The sequence below is a fragment of the Actinoplanes sp. NPDC004185 genome (genome assembly GCF_053603475.1).
In genome coordinates this window covers 45,567-63,254 of the sequence record NZ_JBSGFR010000040.1, presented here as the reverse complement: position 1 = coordinate 63,254, position 17,688 = coordinate 45,567, and the positions used below count along the sequence as shown (strand labels likewise).

The window sequence follows — 17,688 nt, the reverse complement described above, 5'->3', positions numbered from 1 at the left end:
ATAACCAACGGCTCGGGCGTGGAGCGGAAGGTCGTGGCGGGATGACGCAAACAATGATCCTGATGGGCGTACTGGCCATCTGCGCTGTCTCGGGCGTCGTGCTGACGTACCGGCCGGGCTGGACCCGCGGCCCGGACGAGCCCACCGGCAGCTACACCGCCCCGCCACCGCCGGCCCCGAACCTGCCGCCGACCGCGGCGGCCCCGGCCCCGCCGCCGGTCCCGGCCGTCGCGCCGAGCAAGCCCTCCCAGCCGGTGTTCTCCACCCCGCCGGCTCCGACGGTGACCACGCCGTCCCCGGTCCGGCGCACCCGCAACAGCGGATTCACCCGCTTCGCACCGGCCCCGGCCGCTCGCACCCGCGCCGGCCGCGCCTGACCCACCGCCCCGTTCGGCAGATCACACCGCAGCGGGACCACTTTCGGGCAGTAGCCGCCGGTCCACGGCGTTCTACCGAACGAGAGGTGGAATTGACAATGTCAGGAACTGCGCAGAGGCACCGGGTCGTCATCGTCGGAGCGGGATTCGGCGGGCTCTTCGCCGCCAAGGCGCTGCGGCACGCCGATGTGGACGTGACTCTGATCAACGGCACCACGTACCACCTGTTCCAACCGCTGCTCTACCAGGTCGCCACCGGGATCCTCTCCGAGGGTGAGGTGGCGCCGCCGATCCGCGAGATCCTGCGCAAGCAGCGCAACGTCGACGTCCGGCTCGGCTGGGTCCGGGACGTGGACGTCGAGGCCAGGACTGTCGACGTGGCCGGCCCGGGTGTGTCCTACACCGTCGGCTACGACACGCTGATCTTCGCGGCCGGCTCCTCGCAGTCGTACTTCGGCAACGACGGTTTCGCCGAGGACGCGCCCGGCATGAAGAGTGTGGACGACGCCCTGGAGCTGCGGGCCCGGATCTTCCACGCGTTCGAGATCGCCGACCTGCAGACCGACCCGGCCGACATCGAGCGCTGGATGACCTTCGTCATCGTCGGCGCCGGCCCGACCGGCACCGAGATGGCCGGTCAGATCGCCGAGCTGGCCCACCGCACGCTGCCCGGCCAGTACCAGCACATCGACCCGCACCGGGCCCGGGTCGTGCTGGTCGACGCGGTCGGCGCGGTGCTCAGCACCTTCGGCGACCGGCTGTCCACCCGCGCGCTGCGCGAGCTGCACCAGCTCGGCGTCGAGGTGGAGCTGAACACGAAGGTCGTCGGCGTCGACCCGACCGGCATCGACGTCGAGACCGTACGCGGCCCCGAGCGCATCCCCGCGATGACCAAGGTCTGGGCCGCCGGGGTGTCCGCCCCGCCGCTGGCCCGCCGGCTGGCCGAGGTCACCGGCGCCCGGACCGACCGGGCCGGACGCATCCACGTCGAGCCGGACGGCACCGTACCGGGCCACCCGGAGATCTTCGTCGTGGGCGACCTGATGGCGTTGCCCGGTGACGACGGGAAGCAGCTGCCCGGGGTGGCCCAGGTGGCGATCCAGAGCGGACGGCACGCGGCCGGTCAGATCAAGCGCCGCCTCGCGGGCCGGCCGGGCGGGCAGCCGTTCCACTATTTCGACAAGGGCAGCCTCGCGGTGATCTCCCGCTTCTCGGCGGTGGCGAGCATCGGCGGCCTGCGCCTGTCGGGCTTCCCGGCCTGGCTGATCTGGCTGGTGGTGCACCTGTTCTACCTGGTCGGTTTCAAGAACCGGGTGTCCGCGGTGCTGCACTGGGCGGTCAGCTTCCTGGGCCGCGGCCGATCGGAACGGGTGACCACCTTCCAGCAGGTCCACGCCCGTAGCGCGATGCGCCAGTACGGCGATCCCTTCGCGCCCGCCCCGGACGACCACACCGGCCCCCGCACCCCGGTCACCGCCGGCGCCCCGCGGACGGGCAGGTAGCGCACCGGCGGGTGGCGATGGTCGGCGCCGTAACCCGCCGGGCAAGCCGGTCAGGTCGCCGGGACCAACTCGGCGAGCAGCTTCTCGACCCGGGTCCTGATCTCGTCGCGGATCGGGCGCACCGCCTCGACCCCCTGGCCGGCCGGGTCCTCCAGCTTCCAGTCCTCGTAGCGCTTGCCCGGGAAGATCGGGCAGGCGTCACCGCAACCCATGGTGATGATGACGTCGCTGCTCTCGGCGGTCTCCCACTCGAGCTTCTTCGGCCGCCGGCCGGTGATGTCGATGCCGACCTCGGCCATGGCCTCGACGGCGGCCGGGTTGATCGCGTCGCCGGGCGCGGAGCCGGCCGAGCGGACCTCGACCCGGTCGCCGGCCAGGTGGCGCAGCCAGCCGGCGGCCATCTGGGAACGGCCGGCGTTGTGCACGCAGACGAACAGGACGCTGGGCTTGCTCATCGGACGGACTCCTCGGCGGTGTCGGGGACGACCACGTCGCCGGCGGTCGCGCCGACGTCGGGATACAGGGCGAGCAGCAGGCCGGTCCCGGCGGCGAGACCGATGAGCTGCGCGACCACGAATCCGGGCACCGACGCCGGGGCGATCCCGGCGAAGGTGTCGGTGAACGCCCGGCCGATCGTCACGGCCGGGTTGGCGAAGCTGGTGCTGCTGGTGAACCAGTACGCGGCGCCGATGTACGCGCCGACCGCGGCCGGAGCCACCGCCGCCCGGCCGGACCAGGCCAGCGCGAAGATCAGCAGGATCAGCCCGGCGGTCGCGACGATCTCGCCGAGCCACAGGTGCCCGGCGGCACGCTCCTGGCCGGAGAAGTGCACTGCGGCCAGGTCGAACATCAGGTTGGCCAGGACCGAGCCGACGATCGCTCCCCCGGTCTGGGCCAGGGCGTATCCGCTCAGCTGGGCAGCGGTCAGGCCGGTCCCGGTACGGCGTCCGAGGAACCAGTCGGCGGCCGAGACGACCGGGTTGAGATGTGCGCCCGAGACGGGCCCGAACGTCAGGATCAGCGCGGCCAGGGCGAACGCGGTAGCGACCGAGTTCTCCAGCAGTTGCAGGCCGACGTCGTCCGGCGACCGCGTGGTCGCCATGACGCCCGAGCCGACGACGGCCGTCACGAGCAGGGCGGTGCCGACGAACTCGGCGAGGAGCCGACGCCAGGTCGCGGTGCCGGTCATGCCGCGAGGCGTTCGATGCGGCCGGCCAGGTCGGTGTAGGCGTCCTCGAAGGCCGCGTCGGTGTCGACGCGTACCGGATCGGGGACCGACCAGTGCAGCTGGGGCCGTACCGTCGCCGTCAGGTCCTCATGGGCGCGGTCGCAGACCGCGATGATCAGATCGTCGTCGGTCACGACGTCGCTGACGTGCGCGGTCGCGGCCGGATCGAGCCGCAGCCCGTGCCGGCGGGCGACCCGTACCGCGCGCGGGTGCACCCGCTCGGCCGGATGGGTGCCGGCCGACGCGGCCGGCCGGTGGGTGCGGTCCGCCCACAGGGCGGCGGCCAGCTGGGAACGCGCCGAGTTGTGGGTGCACACGAACACGACCCGGGCGGTGTCCGGCAGGCGGGGCGGCGTCAGCCGGGCGAGGGCGCCGGGCCGCAGGCGCAGGTACGTGCGCCGCCGGTCAGCCTCGGACCGGGTGCGTTCCAGCAGCCCGGCCTCGGCCAGCACCTTGACGTGGTGGGCGACGAGGTTGCTGGGCATCCCCAGGTCCTGGGCGATCTCGCCGGGCGAGGCGTCACCGAGGCTCAGCGCGTCGACGATGGCCAGCCGGGCCGGGTCACCGAGCGCGGCATGGACCCGCGCCCGCTCCCGCAGAGAATTCCGCTCAGTTTCCATTGACTCAATCTTCACTGACCTTTTGCGCGTACGCAAGGGCCGCCTCCGCAGTGGGTTGCTGAGCTGCGGCCGGGGTCGGGCAGGCTGGCGGTGACGGTGGCCGGCACGATCCTGGTGTGGCGCGGGGTTTCCGGCGTCCTCCGGGGGATCACCGCGGCAGCCCTCTTCATCCCCGCGGCACTGACCGTGGCCCTCGGCGTCAGCTTCGCGACCGCCGGCATCCTGGCGCTGTTCACCCTGCTGATGGCCCACTCGGCGCTGTTCATCGCGCTGATCGGGCGGGCCGCCCTGCGATCCCCGGCCAGGAACGGACGGTGACGCCGAGGGACCGTCAGAAGCCGAGGCCGTCGAGGATCCGGACGACTGTGTTGGCCTTGTCGCTGTCCCGTTCGCCGGCGGCCGGCTCCGCCTGGCCCGCTGTCCGGGCTTGCTGGCCGGCTATCAGGAGGATGACCTCGTCGACCTTGGCGACGACGTCGGCGCGACCGGCGATGACGGCGGCGGTCCTGAGGTCCCGGGCCAGCACCAGCAGCGCAGCCGGGTCGGTGGTCTCTCGCTGTCGGTCCACGCCCCGAGCGTAAGTGCCACCCGCCACTGCTGACCGGATCTGTCGTATCCCCTCCGTAGGGGGCTCGCCTGCGAGCCCGGCGGCATCTTTGTCGGCACCACGACTCCCCAAATCACCGCCGCTTTCGCCGATCCTGATCTGGGCGTGGTCCAGGGCGAGGCGGTGACCCCGCAGTTCGTCGTGTGGCCGGCCGGCGCTCCGGCGCAGCGGAGCGCCTGGTCGTCGCCCGCGCTGGCCCACCCCGGCACGGTGTTCACCACGGTCCCGTCCACGCTCGTCGACGGCGGCCGATACCACCTGAAGGCCCGCGCGACCGACGCCGTGTCCGCCTGGTCGCCCATCTGCACCTTCACCGTCGACACCACCCGGCCGCACCCGCCGACGGTGACCTCTGCCGACTATCCGGAGGGGAAGCCCGGCGGCGGCGCCGGAGTCACCGGGAAGTTCACCTTCGCCGTGGCCGGCGGCGACAAGGACGTGGTGAAGTTCCGCTACTCGTCGGAGTCGACCGGCCTGCTCGAAGTGCCGGCGGGCCGCGGGGGCCGGGCCACGGTGGAGATCACCCCGGACCGGTACGGCACGAGCGTCGTCACCGTCCAGGCGATCGACCGCACCGGCAACCGCTCGGCCGAGACGACGTACTCGTTCACCGTCATCGACCGTGCTCCCAAGGTTCTCGACCAGAACGCGGACGCCGGGCCCGGTGTGCCGCGGACGATCCGCTTCTGGAGTGCCGTGCCCGGCACGGCCTCGTTCACCTACCGGTTCAACGACGGCCCGGCGACGACCGTCGATGCGGATGCCGACGGCTACGGCGCCACCACCGTCACGTCACGATCGTCCTGCGCACCGATTCGCCGGCGGTCGCCGAGTTCGTCTGTTCGCTCGACTTCGGCGAGACCGAGCAGGTCATCGGGGCCGACGAGAACGGCAACGCGACCTTCCGGCACACTCTCACCGGGGAATACCTGGAGGTCCAGGCCCGCGCCCGCACCGCGGACGGCTCGGAGTCGGACACGGTCTACACCGGGTGGGAGCTGACGCCGGCACCGTGACAGTGGTGAGGCCGGACGCTGCTCCTAGGCGGCGGCCTCACCGAGGTCGGCCATGTCGATGCCGGCCTCGCCGAGGATCCGCTGGACCGCGGCGATGCTCAGCCAGTCGAGGACGTTGTCCTCGTGCACGACCCGGTACCACTGGGTCCGCCCGCGTTTGACGATCTCGACGCGCCACGCGCCGTCCGCCGTCTGCATCGCGTACTGGACCTTGGGCTCCACCCAGCCGACGCTACGTCCTGTCGATCAAGGCCGCTACCAGCTCAAACGAACTACGTCGGCGTAATTCGCCGCTCCGGGCGAAGCGGCTCTGCAGCCCTCGGCGCCGTCCTACGGTGGGACCATGGAGCAGTTCGAGGACGCCTGGAACTCCCTGGGCGAAACCGAGCGGTCCCTGCTGCTGGACGCCCGCGACAGCCGGTCGGTGCCACCGGCGGTCGCGGACGTCCTGGTCCGGGTGGCGCTGGCCGTCGAGCCCCAGCCCGGCCTGTTCCCGGCGCCGGTGCACTGGCCGATCGGCTTCCGCGACTTCCTCGACGACAAAGCCGCGCTGATCGACCTGCCGGACGACCCGGAATGCGAGTGAAGCAGGTCAGCCCTTCACCGCCCCCGCGGTGAGGCCCTCGGTCAGGAAGCGCTGCCCGAACGCGTACATGATCACCACGGGGATGCTGACCAGCAGCGACGCCGCGGCGAGCTGTCCCTGCGGAACGACGTCGCCGGCGATCATCGACTGCATCCCGACCGGGAGGGTCTTGTACTCGTCCTTGGTGATGAACACGAAGGCGAACAGGAACTCGTTCCACGCGTTGGTCAGGGTGAACAGCGCGACCGCCAGCAGTCCCGGCTTGGCCAGCGGCAGCACGACCCGGCCGAACGCCTGCAGGCGGGTGCAGCCGTCGACCAGCGCGGCCTCCTCCAGCTCCACCGGTATCGACGAGAAGTACCCCACCAGCAGCCAGGTGGCGAACGGGAGCGTGAACGTCGGGTACGTGACCACCAGCGACCACAACGAGTCGGTGAGCCGTACGCCGATGAGCATCTGGTAGAGCGGGATGAACAGCAGCGCACCCGGCATCACGTACGTGAGCAGCACCGTGACGGTGAAGCCCTGCGCCCCGCGGAACCGCAGCCGGGCCAGCGCGTAGCCCGCCAGGGCGGCGCAGATCAGGGCGACCGTGGTGGAGGCCGCGGACACCAGCAGCGTGTTGAGATACCAGCGGCCGAACGGCTGGTTGGTGAACAGGGCACCGAACTGGTCCAGGGTCCACGGCGTCGGCCACAGGTCGTGCTCGCGGGTGACGACCTGGCCCTCGGACTTGAACGCCGTGACGGCGATCCAGTACAGCGGTCCGAGCACGAAGGCCAGCAGCCCGGCGATCGCGACAGCGGACCCCGCGCCGGACACCAGTGCCGACGACCGGCTGCCGCCTCGTGAGCGCAGGGTCGTGACCACCCGGCCGACGGCCGCCGCGATCAGCAGGAACAGCCCGAGGATCACCGCCGCCTTCCAGAAGATGTGGGGTGACGCCCAGGCCAGCAGCCCGGTGACGACCGCCGTGACGACCCACGGCAGTGCTTTGCGGGCCGGGCCGGCCCACCGGGCCGCGGCGAGCCACCGCGTCGTGCGGGTACGCGGCGGCAGGGGGCTGCCGCTGTCCTGGCGCAGCAGCCGGACCAGGACGAACACCAGTGCGCCGATGACCGGCAGCATCACCAGCGTGACCGCCGCCCCGGCGCCGTACTGCAACTGCAGGATCGCCTTGGAGTACGCGACGAGCACGTACGGCGCGGTCACGTCCCCCGGCCCGCCCTGGGTCAGCAACCAGATGAGGTCGAAGTTGTTGAAGGTCCAGATCGACGACAGGGTCACTGTCACGGTGATCACGTGGCGCAGCCCGGGCAGCGTCACGTTGACGAACCGCTGCCACGTCGAGGCGCCGTCGATGGTCGCCGCCTCGTACAGCTCCGCCGGGATGGCCTTCAGTCCCGCGAGGAAGCAGACGGTGAAGAACGGCACGCCCTTCCAGACGTTGACCAGGATCACCGACGGCATGGCCAGCGACGGGTCGGACAGCCAGCCGGCGGGCCAGCTGTCGACCAGGTGCAGGTCGGCCAGCAGCGGCCCGATCCCGGAGGACGTCAGCAGGGTGTTGACGCTGCCGAAGATCGGGTCGAGCAGCGCGCGCCAGCTGAACGCCGTCACCACGGTCGGCACCACCCACGGCACCAGGAGCAGCCCGGCCAGCACGGCCCGGCCGCGCCGCCGCTGGTGCAGCAGCAGGGCCGCGGCCAGCCCGAGCACCACCTTGAAGATCTCGGCGTACGCGGTGAAGACGAACGAGTTGACCACGCCGGTGTGGAACTGCTGGTCGCCGATGAGGGCGGAGTAGTTGCCCAGGCCGACGAAGACGCTGTCCTGGCCGTGCCGTTCCGTGGTGCTCGTGATGACCGACCGGGCGATCGGCACGAGCACGAGACCGCCGACGAGCAGGGCCGTGGGCGCCAGGAACAGCGCCGCGAGCCGCCAGTCGCGTCCCAGCCGCCGCTGGATCGTGGTCAGGGAGCCGGGCCCCGGCGGCGAGGGTGCTCGCTTGGCCGGGGCCGGCGCGGAACGGACCGAGCTCACTGCGGCAGCCCCTGCTGGGTGAAGATCTGCACCATCTTCGCGTGCGCGGCCTTCACGGCCTGCGCGGGCGCCGTCCCCTGAACAACCTGCTGCATCATGTCGGTCAGGACGTAGGCCCCGCCGACGGCCTGCTGGCCCGCGCTGGCCTTCTGCGGGAAGGTGAGCCCGTTCTTGGTCTTCAGGGGCAGCGACAGCTCAGTGATCTTGCGGAGCATCGGGAACGCCGGGTCGCCGCTGGTGAAGAACGGGTCGGCGTCCCAGACCTTCTGCCAGGCGGGCATGACCAGGCCGGGCGCTTCCTTGGCCACCCCGGCGAGCGCGGGCGCGCTGACCAGGTACTGCGCCAGCAGCTTGGCCAGCCCGGGGTTCTTGGCGCCCTTGAAGACGACGAAGCCCTGGGACTGGCCGAGCAGCAGCGGCTGGTCGGTCGCCGGCCCGGTGCAGTCGGAGAAGACGTACGTGTTCTCGTGGACGGGGTTCTTCTTGGTCCGGGAGTCGGCGTAGACGCTGAACTGGTTGCGGGTGTAGCCGAGGATCCCGGCCAGCCAGTTCTCGTTGTTGCTGGTGTCGGTCCAGCTGGCCACGCCCGGCGGCAGCATCGGCTTGAACTTGGGATTGGTGTAGATGTCACCCAGGAACGTCACCGCCTGCACCGTCTCCGGGGTGTCGAAGGTGACCTTCCTGCCGTCGTTGGAGGCGATCGCCCCGCCGTACGAGTTGATCAGGGCCTCGATCATGCCGTTGGCGTCGCCGGACCGGTTCACGGTCATGCCCCAGCCGTACCGGCGCTTGGCCGGGTCGGAGATCGCCAGGCACAGGTCCCGCAGTTCCTCCCAGCTGTAGCCCTCCTTGGGAGTGATGCCCTTGTCCTGCATCCAGTCCTTGCGCAGGAACGACCCGATCCCGATGAAGTGGTACGGGATCGCGAACCACTTGCCGTCGAAGACGCAGAAGTTCTTGGCCTCCGCGCAGGGCTCGCCGTACTGGGCCGTCAGCGCCTTGACGACGTCCGTCACGTCCTCCAGGTCGCCCAGCGCCTGGAACTGCGCCACGAACCGCGAGTCGGTCATGAACGCCAGGTCGCGCGCCACGCCGCCCTTGACCTCGGCGTCGATCTTGGCCACCACGTCACCGGCGTCCGCCTGGACCAGGCTGTTCTCGATCTTCGTACCGGTGGCGCTGGCGAACTTGGCGATCGAGCTGTCGAGCGCCTCGTTCGCCGCCGTCGAGTAGAGCTTCTGCGACAGCACCCCCATCGAGGAGCCCTTCATCGACGCCGCGGCGTCGATCAGCCCCTGCGGAACCTCCGGCTGCACCTTGGCGGGTGTGTCGGAGGTGTCCCCGCACGCCGCCAGACCGGCTGCGCCGAGCACCCCCACCCCCATCCCCAGAAAGCCGCGCCGGGACCAGGCCGGTTTGTCCATGGACATTCGCCTCCTCCGTCTCCTCGCACCGCCGCCGCCGAAGGCGTGGCTCCCGCTGTGTCTTGATGCCGGTGGCCGAGGACCTCGCGGACGGCGAGCGGCGACCGGGTCGGGGCGGCGCTGACGTCGAGATCCAGTAAAGTCACGGGCACCGCCGTTCGAGATTTCGAACTCAGTTCGAGATATCGTATCGAGTGGACGCGACGCTAGAGGACCACCGCGAGAGGTGTCAATGTTTCGATGCGATTTCGGAGCGGAACGGGCAAGCCGGTCGGTACCGGCGGGCCGGTCAGTGCGAGCGGGCCCGGTATCCCATCCGGACGGACAGCGTGGCCGCGCCCTCGCGCACCAGCTCGGTCCACTCCACCTGCGTCTGCGGGGTCCAGCGGATGATCGGTGCGGAGATGCTCATCCCGGCGACGACGGCGCCGGAATGGTCGCGGATCGCCGCGCCGACGCAGCGCATGGCACTGTCGGACTCGCCGATGTCGACCGCGATGCCCTCGGCCCGTACGCGTTCGAGATGGGCCCGCAGGCGGTCCGGGTCGGTGATGCTGTCCGGCGTCATGCCGGACAGGGTGCCCTTGGTCAGCACGGCGTCCAGGGCGGCCTGATCGAGGTCGGCCAGCAGGATCTTGCCGACCGCCGTGCAGTGGGCCGGCAACCGCCGCCCGACCGCCGAGACCATCCGGACCGGGTGCGTGCTGTCGACCTTGACCAGATAGATGACATCGGGGCCGTCGAGCACAGCCACGTGGACGGCCTCGTTGCAGGCGGCGCCGACGTCCCGCGCGACGCTCTGCGCCTCGCGGACCAGGTCGAGCCGGCCGGCGAAGGCCGCGCCGAGCTGGAACAAAGGCATGCCGAGCCGGTACTGCACCGGCTGCCCGGGTACGGAGATCAGGTACGAGCGGGCCTCGAGCGTGACGAGCAGCTCGTGAACGGTGGTGCGGGGCAGGTCGAGCCGCTCCATCACCTCGCGCGCCGACAGCTGGGGGCGGTCCAGGAAGAGTTCGAGGATGTCGAGTGCGCGGATGACCGCCGGTACCACACGGGGCATGTCGATAGTCCCTTCGAAATGCCGGACCGGCACCTGCAGAGGGTAACCGCACATTTTTCCCGCATTACTACACACCGAGGATAGCCAATGCCGATCTCCATTCACCACCTGCGCGACGGCGACACCTCGCGCTGGGCGGTGTGCCAGGACGGCGGGTGGGGCGAGCTCGACGGTACGCTCGCCGGCCTGCTCGCCGTACCGCTCGACCAGGCCCGCGCCGTGGTCGAGGCCGCCGCCCGCGACACCCACGGCGTCATGCCCGGGCAGAAAGTGCTGCCCCCCGTCGACGAGCAGGAGGTGTGGGCGGCCGGGGTCACGTACCTGCGCAGCCGCGACGGCCGTAAGGAGGAGTCCGGGCACGGCTCCCTCTACGACCAGGTCTACGACAGCGACCGCCCCGAGCTCTTCCTGAAGTCCAGCCCGTGGCGGGTCGTCGGCGACGGCGACGCCGTCGGGATCCGCGCCGACTCCGGCTGGGACGTCCCCGAGGCCGAGGTCGGCCTGGTCCTCAACGCGGCCGGCGAGGTGTTCGGCTACACCCTGGGCAACGACATGAGCAGCCGGTCGATCGAGGGCGAGAACCCGCTCTACCTCCCGCAGGCGAAGATCTACGACCGCTGCTGCGCGGTGGGCCCGGCGATCGTGCCGAGCTGGGCGGCCGGTCCGGGCCCGTTCCAGATCGGGCTGCGGGTGCTGCGGGACGGCAAGGAGGTCTACACCGGTACGACGTCGACGGCGGAGATGGCCCGCGGCTTCACGGACCTGGCCGGCTGGCTGTTCCGGGCGCTGACCTTCCCGGCGGGTGTGGTGCTGCTGACCGGCACCGGGGTGGTGCCGGACGCCGACTTCACCACGCACCCCGGAGACACGATCGAGATAACGTCGGCGGAACTCGGGACACTGACCAACTCCGTCGTCGCGGTCGGCTCCGTCGTCGCGGCCGGCGAGGCCACCACGGGAAAGGGACAAGCGTGACCACGATCGAGAGCGTCTCCCCGCAAGCGCCGTCGGACGTGGTTGTGCGCGTACCCGACACACAGCCGGACACGGTGGCCGCAGCGGCCGACGTAGCCCGGGACGCGGCGACCGGTTGGGCACGCCAGCCGGCGCACGCCCGGGCGGCCGCTCTGCACGCCTGCGCCGAGGCGGTGGTGGCCGCGACCGCCGAACTGACCGACCTGGTGGTCCGTGAGGTCGGCAAGCCCCGCGGCGAGGCGGGCGCCGAGATCGGCCGCGGCGTGGCCATCCTGCGCTACTTCGCCCAGCAGTCCCTGCACCCCGAGGGCGAGGTGTATCCCCCGGCCGACGGCGTGTCGCTGCTGCACACCCGCCGCCGCCCGCACGGGGTCGTCGGCCTGATCACCCCCTGGAACTTCCCGGTGGCGATCCCCCTCTGGAAGGCCGCACCGGCTCTGGCGTTCGGCAACACGGTGCTCCTCAAGCCCGCCCCGCAGTCCTCCGCAGTGGCGCTGCGCCTGGCCGAGTTGTTCGCCGGAGCGCTCCCGCCCGGCGTGCTGACGGTCCTGACCGGCCTCGGCGGCACGGGCGAGGCGATCGTCGACACGGCGGATGCGGTCTCGTTCACCGGTTCGGTTGCGGCCGGGCAGGCGGTCGCGCGGCGGGCGGTCACCCGCGGCATCCCGGTGCAATGCGAGATGGGCGGCCAGAACGCCGCCATCGTCCTACCGGACGCGGACCAGGAAGCGGCGGCAACGGCGATCGCGGCCGCGGCGATGGGGTACGCCGGACAGAAATGCACCGCGACCAGCCGAGTGATCGTGGTCGGCGATCCCGCGCCGTTCGCGGAGCGACTGGCCGCGGCCGTCGAGGCGCTGACCGTGGGCGACCCGGCGGATCCGTCGACGGTGGTGGGCCCGCTGATCGAGTCCCGGCCCCGCGAGGCCATCCGGACGGCGGTGCAGCGTGCGGAAGCCGGGGGTGCCAAGGTGCTGACGGGTGCCCGGCAGCCTTCCGGCGACGGCTGGTTCCAGGCGCCGACGGTGCTGGCAGATGTGCCGGCCGGCGATGACCTGCTGACCGAGGAGTACTTCGGGCCGGTGTGCGTGGTGCTGTCCGCGGAGTCAGCGGAGGCGGCGGCGCAGACGGCCAACAACGTGCGGCACGGACTGGTCGCGGCTGTGTACACGCAGAATCTGGGGGCGGCGCTGACGCTGACGGACCGGCTGGACGTGGGGATGGTGAAGGTCAACGCGCCGACCACGGGGGTGGACTTCCACGCGCCGTTCGGCGGGGAGAAGGAGTCGAGCTACGGGCCACGCGAGCAGGGCACCGCGGCTCGCGACTTCTACACCCGGACGGTCACGGTGACGCTCACGCCGTAGGTCACAAGCGGGGAGCGCTGCCGTGGCAGCACTCCCCGCTTGCGATATGTGGCGCCGGTCAGCGCAGTGGCAGCAGGTCCGGCTGCGTACTGCTGTGCACCCGCAGCAGACCCCACAACCCGGCGTTGGTCTGGTTCACCTGATTGCCGTCGCGGAACAGGAAGTCCCCCGTCGCGGCCCGCGGACCGCCCGCGCCGCCGACCAGGTCGAGTGACGCCGCCTGGCTGGCCAGCAGCAGCCCTCTCGTGCTGACCACAGTGGACGCCGGATCGGCCGCCTGGTAGTTCCAGCCGTGGCCGCTCAGCATGAAGCTGTGCGCCCGCCCGCGGTCGCTGCCGATCAGCAGCCGCAGCTTGACCGGGTCTCCGGGGTACGCCCGCAGCACCGGAGTGGCCGGGTCGCCGTGGACGGCCGAGCTCAGGACGTTGGACTGGGCCGGGTCCCGGGCCAGCCGGGGTGCGAACCGTTCGGTCCGGTAGTTGACGCCACGGTTGCCCAGCTCGTACGGGTCCTCCGGATCACCGGCGGGCGGGATCGCCGCCCCGGACGGTGTTCGCAGGTTGAGGCCGTCCTGCCAGTGCAGGGCGTACTCCCGGAAGGCCCGGGCCGTGCCGCTCGCGTCGGTCCACTTGATGACCGCCCGGTCACCGGTGACCACGGCCGCGCCGGTGGCCGGGTCGGTCCAGGTGGAGCCCTTGGGCTCGATCAGCAGGCCGCCGAACAGGCCGTGGTGGCGGTGGCCTCGGCGGTCGCCGAAGTCGGCGAGCATGGTGGTGCTGCCGGCCAGTTCCTCGGGGACGTACCAGTATGCGGTGATGCTCTGGCCCGGCCCGACGGTCTGGTCGTAGTTGTACCCGACGGTCGCCCCGTCGGCGCTGGTCGCCAGGTATTCGACCAGGCCGGCGTGCAGGGAGACGCGTTTCCCGGCGGGGAACGGCGCGTCGGCCGGCAGCGGCACGTCTCCGGTGTGGGCCGGCAGGCCCCCGGAGGGCAGCTTGTTGGTCAGTGTCACCTCGAGGCAGTCGCCCGCGTTGGCCCGCAGGTTCAGCGGTTCGGCCGGCCGGGTGCCGGCCCGGACCGCCGCCTCATGCTCGGCCAGCACGTACAGCGCACCGGCGGGGTCGTGGTCGCCCGCGGCCGGGTTGTAGACGATGTCCCGGGTCATGGCCACGACGTCGTACTTGCGGGCAGTCGACTGCGCCGGGCAGGTCTTGACGACCTTGGGCGGGGTGGTGTTGAGCGGATCGCCGGGCTTCAGTGCCGGCCACACCGTGCCGTTGCCGCCGGGGGCCTTCTGGTCGGGCAGCTGCTGCAGGTCGGCGGTCTTGCCGCCGGGCACCCGGAAGATGCCCCACATGCCCAGCCACTGGTCGTCCAGCGGGGTGGAGCCGTAGAGATAGTCGCCGGGAGGTCCGGCGCCGTTGGCCAGGATGCTGGGTGCGCCGTTCGCGGACTCGTTCCTGGCGTGCTTGGCGGTTTCCGGTGTGGACCGCGGCTTCTTCTTCACCGTGGAGCCGCTCACCTCGTAGTTGTAGTACTCGGCCAGCGCCAGGCTCTGGGTGTCGACGATGGTCGAGGAGGCGTTGTCCGGTTCGTTCAGCCACCGGTGGCCGTGGATGTTGAAGGTGTGCACCTCCTCGTGCGCGCCGTCGACGTTGCGCACGATCACCGGATCCTTGGAGTACGCCTGGAACACCGGCGTCGAGGGGTCGCCGTGCACCGCGGAGGAGTACACGTACGCCGGGTCGCCCTTGGCACCGCTCGCGCCGGGAGCGGTCCGGATCTGGAACGGCTCGTTGCGGTAGTTGAGGGCGTACCCGCCCTGGTCGGCGCCGTAGTCGTCGACCTCGGGCGGCGCGTTCACCGGGGCGCCGCTGCCGTTGTTCTTCCACATCGGGATGCGGTCCTGGTGGAACACGCTGATCTCGCGGAAGTCGGGCCCGCTCTCGGACCGGATGTCGGCGACGGTGCCGGTGCCGTCGGTGGCCACGCCGGTCTTGGGGTCGTGCCAGGTCGCGTCCGGCGGCTCCACGTGCATCGCTGCGAAGAGCCCCTTCTGCTGATGCAGGTTGGCGTACTGATGGTCGTGGAAGAAGGCCGTCCGCAGCGGCTGGTCGATGAACCAGCGGTAGCCGTACGTCTGCCCGGGCATCGCGCTGGAGGTGTAGTTCCAGCCGACGCTGGTGCCGTCGGAGGCGAGCTCGTCGAACTTCACCAGGTGCACGTGGGTGGAGACCTCGGAGGTCTCCTCGCCGGTCATGAAGTCGCCGTCGAGGCGGTTGACGTGGTCCAGCGGCACGTTCGGGTCCTCGTCGAGGTGCAGGTCGTTGGTGGTGTAGATCTGCACGCACTCGCCCAGGCGGGCCCGGATGGTGAACGGATCGGGCGGCCTGGTGCCGGCCCGGACCGCCGCGGCCTGGGACTCCTCGGCGTACACCCGGCCCTGCCGGTCCTTCCAGCCGGCGCTGTTGTAGGTGATCGGCACGTCGATCACGTGGGGCCGGTAGGTGCGGGTCGGTGCGCCGGACGGGCACGGGTCGATGTATCCGTTGCCGGGCTTGGCGGCGTTCAGCGCCGGCAGGCCGGCGGCTTCCAGCGTGGTGGGCGTGCGGGGTGCGTCGCCCGGGCGGCGGAGGGCCGCGAAGGTGTCCTTGACCACCGCGTACGGCGCCCGGTAGGCCCGCTGCCCGAAGTCGCCCTTGACGAACAGCGGGTAGCCGGGCTGGGTGGCGGTCGGCGCGGCGGCCTGACCGGTACGGGTGGGCAGTTCGCGCAGCCCGGTGATCGGCGTACCGTCCTGGTAGCGCTGCGAACCGTCCCGGAGCCGGTCGAAGATCCGCAGGTTGCCCCACATGCCCTGGGCGAAGTGCGGGTAGAGGTGGCAGTGGAAGATCGAGTCACCGGCGGTGCGCTGCAGGCCGCCGGCACCGCCCTCGAGCTCCATCCGATAGCCCTCGCCCGGGCCGATGGACTGCACGTCGTTGCGGGGCGAGTCAGGGTTGTTCGGGTCCTTGAACCAGCGCTGGGTGTGCTGATGCCACGGGTGGGTCTCCTTGGCGCCGGGGTGCACGACGTGGAACTGCACCGGGTCACCGACGTACGCCTTGGGGATGAGGTTGTCCGAGTCGACGGTCACCGACCCGTCGGCCTGGGCCCGGGTGAGCTTGCCCTCGTCGCCGAAGACCCAGGACTGCAGGTGTGACTCCTCGCCCAGGCACTTGGCGCCCGGGTCGGCCACCACCTTGCCCAGTTCCGGCACGTAGCCGTCGCAGAAGTGGTCGCCCGGCGCGAACGTCTTGCCGTTGGGCAGCTTGATGGTCTTGCCGGCGCGATGCTCCAGGATGGCCCGCAGCCGGTTGCGCAGCGGCTCGGAGCGGTAGTTGATGCCGAACGTGGAGTCGGCCAGCCCGGTGGACGGGAACGTCGGCGCCCTGCCGTCCCGGTCGAGGACGTCCTCGTTCTCGTCCATCAGCACCATCGCGTACGAGCGCAGCGCCCCCGACGGGGTGGCGATGTCGGCGAACAGCCGGGTCTCCAGCACGCGGCCGGTGGCCGGGTCGAGCAGGTTGGCGCCGGTGGTCGGGTTGGTCCAGGTCGAGCCGCGCGGGTGGACGACGAGCGCGCCGTACAGGCCGTCCTGCGTCGAGGTGTGCGCGGCGTCGGCGGCGTCGATGTTGGCGATGTCGGTGAGCGGGGCCTCGCCCTGCCTGTCGGCGTACCAGGTGTAGGTGGCCGATCCGGTGGGCGCCACGGTGGTGTCCGGGTTGCGGCCGACCCGGGCGCCGTCGGAGGCCTCCGGGTCGAACTGCACCAGGCCGTCGGGGTGCAGGCCGACCCGGTGGTCCAGGTCGTTGCGCATGGTGACCTTGATGCAGTCGCCCACGTTGGCCCGGACCACCAGCGGCTCGCTCAGCGCCGGGTTCGCGGTGAGCTGGGCCTTGCCGACCCGGGCGTCGGCGTTCTTCAGGGCGTACACGGCGCCGTCGGCCAGCTTGTCCCCCCACCCGTTGAGCGGGATGGCCAGCGAGAAGGCGGCAATGTCGTAGGTGATCACCCGCGCGTCGGACGGGCAGACCCCGCCCGCGGACCCGGCCTGGGCCGCACTCGGTGAGACGAACACCGGCGTGGCCGCCACCACGAGGGTGACCGCACCGGCGAGTGCGGCCCGCAGCGGCCGACGTGGACCGCGACCTGCTCGCAGCTCGGCGCGGACCGCGTGGGTGGCCCGGACGGCGCCCGTGAAAGCGAGCGCGGCGGCCACGGTCACCGGCAGGCAGGCCAGCAGCACCTGCAGGCCGTGCTGGTCGGCACCGGCCCATGAGCCGGTGAACAAGGCGCCGTGGCCGGGGGCGGCGACCGCGAGTGCGATGGCGGCGACGGCACCACGGCTGAGCGCCGAGGTGAGGGGCCGCCGTGGCCGTGCCGGTGCCGGCGTCCGCGAGGCGTCCTCCGCTTCGAGCCGCCAGGCGCGGCGCCGGCGGCCGGCCGCGAGCCCGCTCAGCATCTCGGTCACCAGCAGGGTGCCGGCCAGCAGCGGGACCGTCAGCAGAACATCGCGTCCGGAGATTTCGGTGAGCCGGTCAGCGAGGGAGCTCCGGTCCGATGCGCTGCGGTTGGTCGGTACCGACGGGCCGTCCGTCTGTCCGGACTGGATCGCCATCGCGGTGTGGTCGACGTGTCCACCGCTGTCGACCGGGGCGAGCTGGAGGTTGCCGGCGACGGAGCCGGCCCCGGCGTGCTGTTGTCCGCCGGCCGCGTGCTCGTGGGCCGGGGCGGCGGTGTGGTGGGTCCCGGCGTGGCCGGCGGCCGGCCGGTGCAGGGTGTGCAGCACACCGGCGGCGAGAGGGGCCATCAGAAAGCTGAGCCACTGGTCGGTGGAACGG

16 protein-coding genes are annotated in these 17,688 nt (G+C 71.6%); 7 read left to right on the top strand and 9 right to left on the bottom strand.

Going from position 1 to position 17,688, the window contains the following annotated elements; all coding sequences use genetic code 11:
• Positions 1 to 41 precede the first annotated feature (41 nt).
• Both ACWEOZ_RS32970 and ACWEOZ_RS32965 read left to right on the top strand, forming a co-directional pair.
• Positions 42 to 377 carry a hypothetical protein gene (locus ACWEOZ_RS32970; RefSeq protein WP_451914580.1) on the top strand — a complete coding sequence of 112 codons (336 nt, stop codon included), beginning with the start codon at positions 42 to 44 and terminating at the stop codon, positions 375 to 377.
• A 98-nt stretch (positions 378 to 475) separates the two neighbouring features.
• Positions 476 to 1,879, top strand: a complete 1,404-nt coding sequence (locus tag ACWEOZ_RS32965) for an NAD(P)/FAD-dependent oxidoreductase (RefSeq protein ID WP_451914579.1) — start codon at positions 476 to 478, stop codon at positions 1,877 to 1,879.
• Between the two features lie 50 nt (positions 1,880 to 1,929).
• Here the strand turns inward: ACWEOZ_RS32965 and ACWEOZ_RS32960 are convergent, their stop codons facing one another.
• The 3 genes from ACWEOZ_RS32960 to ACWEOZ_RS32950 are packed head-to-tail and all read right to left on the bottom strand — an operon-like array spanning position 1,930 to position 3,727.
• Positions 1,930 to 2,334 (bottom strand): arsenate reductase ArsC, encoded by a 405-nt coding sequence (locus tag ACWEOZ_RS32960; RefSeq protein WP_451914578.1) that lies wholly within the window; start codon positions 2,332 to 2,334, stop codon positions 1,930 to 1,932.
• A complete protein-coding gene (locus ACWEOZ_RS32955) occupies positions 2,331 to 3,068 on the bottom strand; it encodes an aquaporin (protein WP_451914577.1) in 738 nt (245 codons plus the stop codon). The genes ACWEOZ_RS32960 and ACWEOZ_RS32955 overlap by 4 nt, the downstream gene beginning before the upstream one ends.
• Positions 3,065 to 3,727 carry an arsenate reductase/protein-tyrosine-phosphatase family protein gene (locus tag ACWEOZ_RS32950; protein ID WP_451914576.1) on the bottom strand — a complete coding sequence of 221 codons (663 nt, stop codon included), beginning with the start codon at positions 3,725 to 3,727 and terminating at the stop codon, positions 3,065 to 3,067. Before ACWEOZ_RS32950 ends, ACWEOZ_RS32955 begins: the two co-directional genes overlap by 4 nt.
• A 90-nt stretch (positions 3,728 to 3,817) precedes the next feature.
• On the opposite strand from ACWEOZ_RS32950, the gene ACWEOZ_RS32945 reads away from it, so the two are divergent.
• A complete protein-coding gene (locus ACWEOZ_RS32945; RefSeq protein WP_451914575.1) occupies positions 3,818 to 4,045 on the top strand; it encodes a hypothetical protein in 228 nt (75 codons plus the stop codon).
• A 13-nt stretch (positions 4,046 to 4,058) separates the two neighbouring features.
• Here ACWEOZ_RS32945 and ACWEOZ_RS32940 read toward each other — a convergent pair whose 3' ends face one another.
• Positions 4,059 to 4,295 (bottom strand): hypothetical protein, encoded by a 237-nt coding sequence (locus tag ACWEOZ_RS32940; protein ID WP_451914574.1) that lies wholly within the window; start codon positions 4,293 to 4,295, stop codon positions 4,059 to 4,061.
• A gap of 144 nt (positions 4,296 to 4,439) precedes the next feature.
• Here ACWEOZ_RS32940 and ACWEOZ_RS32935 point away from each other — a divergent pair, with 144 nt between their 5' ends.
• Positions 4,440 to 5,336: a hypothetical protein gene (locus tag ACWEOZ_RS32935; protein WP_451914573.1), complete on the top strand. Its 897-nt coding sequence runs from the start codon at positions 4,440 to 4,442 to the stop codon at positions 5,334 to 5,336.
• Positions 5,337 to 5,374: 38 nt separating this feature from the next.
• On the opposite strand, the gene ACWEOZ_RS32930 is transcribed toward ACWEOZ_RS32935, so the two are convergent.
• Positions 5,375 to 5,572, bottom strand: a complete 198-nt coding sequence (locus ACWEOZ_RS32930) for a hypothetical protein (protein WP_360817226.1) — start codon at positions 5,570 to 5,572, stop codon at positions 5,375 to 5,377.
• Between the two features lie 121 nt (positions 5,573 to 5,693).
• On the opposite strand from ACWEOZ_RS32930, the gene ACWEOZ_RS32925 reads away from it, so the two are divergent.
• On the top strand, positions 5,694 to 5,936 hold the full coding sequence (locus tag ACWEOZ_RS32925) for a hypothetical protein (RefSeq protein ID WP_451914572.1): 243 nt from the start codon (positions 5,694 to 5,696) through the stop codon (positions 5,934 to 5,936).
• 6 nt (positions 5,937 to 5,942) lie between these two features.
• Here ACWEOZ_RS32925 and ACWEOZ_RS32920 read toward each other — a convergent pair whose 3' ends face one another.
• The 3 genes from ACWEOZ_RS32920 to ACWEOZ_RS32910 form a co-directional block, all read right to left on the bottom strand.
• Entirely contained in the window at positions 5,943 to 7,979 is a 2,037-nt protein-coding gene (locus tag ACWEOZ_RS32920; protein ID WP_451914571.1) for an ABC transporter permease subunit, read from the bottom strand.
• Complete coding sequence (locus ACWEOZ_RS32915; protein WP_451914570.1) at positions 7,976 to 9,403, bottom strand: extracellular solute-binding protein; 1,428 nt, start codon at positions 9,401 to 9,403, stop codon at positions 7,976 to 7,978. Before ACWEOZ_RS32915 ends, ACWEOZ_RS32920 begins: the two co-directional genes overlap by 4 nt.
• Before the next feature lie 289 nt (positions 9,404 to 9,692).
• Positions 9,693 to 10,463 (bottom strand): IclR family transcriptional regulator, encoded by a 771-nt coding sequence (locus tag ACWEOZ_RS32910; RefSeq protein ID WP_451914569.1) that lies wholly within the window; start codon positions 10,461 to 10,463, stop codon positions 9,693 to 9,695.
• 87 nt (positions 10,464 to 10,550) lie between these two features.
• On the opposite strand from ACWEOZ_RS32910, the gene ACWEOZ_RS32905 reads away from it, so the two are divergent.
• Together ACWEOZ_RS32905 and ACWEOZ_RS32900 are read left to right on the top strand one after the other, a co-directional pair.
• Positions 10,551 to 11,438 (top strand): fumarylacetoacetate hydrolase family protein, encoded by an 888-nt coding sequence (locus tag ACWEOZ_RS32905; protein ID WP_451914568.1) that lies wholly within the window; start codon positions 10,551 to 10,553, stop codon positions 11,436 to 11,438.
• A complete protein-coding gene (locus tag ACWEOZ_RS32900) occupies positions 11,435 to 12,805 on the top strand; it encodes an aldehyde dehydrogenase family protein (protein ID WP_451914567.1) in 1,371 nt (456 codons plus the stop codon). The genes ACWEOZ_RS32905 and ACWEOZ_RS32900 overlap by 4 nt, the downstream gene beginning before the upstream one ends.
• Positions 12,806 to 12,863: 58 nt before the next feature.
• Here the strand turns inward: ACWEOZ_RS32900 and ACWEOZ_RS32895 are convergent, their stop codons facing one another.
• Positions 12,864 to 17,657 carry a multicopper oxidase domain-containing protein gene (locus ACWEOZ_RS32895; RefSeq protein ID WP_451914566.1) on the bottom strand — a complete coding sequence of 1,598 codons (4,794 nt, stop codon included), beginning with the start codon at positions 17,655 to 17,657 and terminating at the stop codon, positions 12,864 to 12,866.
• Positions 17,658 to 17,688 lie beyond the last annotated feature (31 nt).